Source organism: Phaeovulum sp., from assembly GCF_041596715.1.
Classification (GTDB): domain Bacteria; phylum Pseudomonadota; class Alphaproteobacteria; order Rhodobacterales; family Rhodobacteraceae; genus UBA6213.
The window spans coordinates 1-2,243 of record NZ_JBFHIA010000353.1; the positions used below are offsets into that span (position 1 = coordinate 1).

General features: G+C 64.2%; 4 protein-coding genes. All 4 read left to right on the forward strand.

Features of this window, described 5'->3' with window-relative positions:
* A partial coding sequence (gene crcB, locus ABY403_RS15870; protein WP_372841783.1) for a fluoride efflux transporter CrcB occupies positions 1 to 345 on the forward strand: 345 nt, incomplete at its 5' end.
* Positions 342 to 1,388, forward strand: coding sequence for an RluA family pseudouridine synthase (locus tag ABY403_RS15875; protein ID WP_372841784.1), 1,047 nt, complete (start codon positions 342 to 344; stop codon positions 1,386 to 1,388). The genes crcB and ABY403_RS15875, both read left to right, overlap by 4 nt.
* The gene (locus ABY403_RS15880; RefSeq protein ID WP_372841785.1) at positions 1,385 to 2,053 is read left to right on the forward strand and encodes an HAD-IA family hydrolase; all 669 of its coding nucleotides are present in this window, start codon (positions 1,385 to 1,387) and stop codon (positions 2,051 to 2,053) included. Before ABY403_RS15875 ends, ABY403_RS15880 begins: the two co-directional genes overlap by 4 nt.
* Positions 2,050 to 2,243: ATP12 family protein (locus ABY403_RS15885; RefSeq protein WP_372841786.1), on the forward strand; the 194-nt coding region annotated here is incomplete at its 3' end. The genes ABY403_RS15880 and ABY403_RS15885, both read left to right, overlap by 4 nt.

Here is a 2,243-nt window from a genome sequence, read left to right on the forward strand (position 1 = left end):
GGGGCTTTGGGCGCCAGTGCGCGCTACCTTGTCAACGTTTCGTTGCCACGGCTTTTTGGGCACGGCTTCCCCTACGCCACGATGACCGTAAACGTCGTGGGCAGCTTGCTGATGGGGGTTCTGGTGGTGGTGCTGGCCGAGAAGTCCGGCAACCGCTTCGCGCCGTTTCTGATGACCGGTGTGCTTGGCGGCTTCACTACCTTTTCCGCCTTTTCTCTTGACGCGCTGACAATCTGGGAACGGGGGCAGGGTGCGCTTGCCGCGGCCTATGTGCTGGGTTCGGTGGTGCTGTCTCTGGCCGCGATTTTCGCGGGAATTGCGTTGGCGCGGGGGTGGTTCGCATGAGCGGTGTACAACTGTTGACGGTTGGCGATGACGAGGGCGAACAGCGCCTTGACCGTTGGCTAAAGCGGCATTTCGCGCAGCTTAATCAGGGTGCGATCGAAAAGCTTTGTCGCACCGGGCAGATCCGGGTTGATGGCGGCCGGGTCAAAGCATCGACCCATGTGCTGCCGGGGCAAGAGGTGCGGGTGCCGCCGATCCCTGAGAACGCGCCAGCGCCTGTTGCGGCACCCGCGCGCGCCACGCGCATCACCGCCGATGACGAGCGGATGATCCAATCTGCGGTGCTTTGGCGCGACGAGCACATCATTGCGCTGAACAAGCCGCCGGGCCTGCCAAGCCAAGGCGGTTCGGGCCAAGGTAACCGGCATGTGGACGGGCTGACCGAGGCGCTGAAGTTCGGCTACAAGGACCGCCCCAAGTTGGTGCACAGGCTCGATAAGGATACCTCGGGCGTGCTGCTTTTGGCGCGCACCGACCGCATTGCACGCGCCCTTTCCGAAGCCTTCCGCGAACGCGATACTCGCAAGATCTACTGGGCTATCGTTGCAGGGGTGCCTAGCCCGCGTAAGGGCACGGTGCGCTTTGGGCTGCTTAAATCGCCCGGTCGCGGCGGCGATGAACGTATGATCTGCATCCACCCCGGCCAGGTGGCCGAGACCGAGGGGGCCAAGCGCGCCACCACCGATTACGCGGTGCTCGACGCGCTCGGCAGCCGCGCCGCATGGGTGGCGCTGGTGCCGATTACCGGACGCACGCACCAGTTACGCGCGCATATGGCCGAGATGGGTCATCCGATTATCGGTGATGGAAAATACGGCGGTTCCGGGCAAGAGAACCTTGGTGAAGGTTGGGGCGCGCAGCTTGGCGGCGATATCAGCCGCAAGTTGCACCTGCACGCGCGCTCGATCCATTTCATCCATCCGATCACCAAAAAGCCGATAACGCTTGTGGCACCGCTGCCCGAGCATATGGCGCGCAGTTGGAAGACCTTTGGCTGGAACGAAAATGACGTGCCAGCCGATCCGTTCGAGGAAGAGGCATGAGGCCGCGACTTGCGGTGTTCGACGTTGACGGAACCTTGTCGGACAGCCAGCACCATATCCACGCCGCAATGGGCCAAAGCTTTGCCGATCAGGGGCTTCGCGCGCCCGATCTGGGGGCCGTTCGCCAGATTGTCGGTTTGTCGCTGCCGCTTGCGGTAGCGCAACTGGCGCCCGAGGCTAGTGCCACGCAGCGCGATGCGTTGGTACAGGGCTACAAGCAAAGCTACTTCATCGCCCGTTCGCAAGACCCCGCGCCGCTTTTTCCCGGCGCTGCCGAGGCGTTGCGGCGGCTGGCCAAGCGCGAGGGGGTGGTGCTGGGCATCGCCACCGGAAAATCGCGGCGGGGCATTGATGCGCTTCTGGCGCAGTTCGGGCTGAGCGACTTGTTCGTAACGGTGCAGGCTGCCGACGATCATCCTTCAAAACCACATCCCGCCATGCTGCAAGCCGCGCTTGCCGAAGCCGGGGTTGAGGCGGGCGATGCGGTGATGATCGGCGACACCAGTTTTGATATCGAGATGGCCCGCGCGGCGGGTGTGACGGGCATTGGCGTGCGCTGGGGATACCACAGCCCCGAGGTGCTGGCCGAGGCGGGAGCCGCGCAGTTGGTTGACGATTTCCCAGCGCTCGAGGCGGCACTGGGCGCGCACTGGAGGCTGGCATGAGCAACTGGAAGGCAAAGCGGTTCTGGAAGTCGGCAACCGTAACCGAGGGCCCCGAGGGCTTTGGCGTCGCGCTTGACGGACGCGCGGTCAAAACCCCGGCCAAAGCGACGCTGGCATTGCCAAGCCGGGCGCTGGCCGAAGCGATTGCCGCGGAATGGGATGCCCAGCAAGGCGAAATCGACCCGCGCCA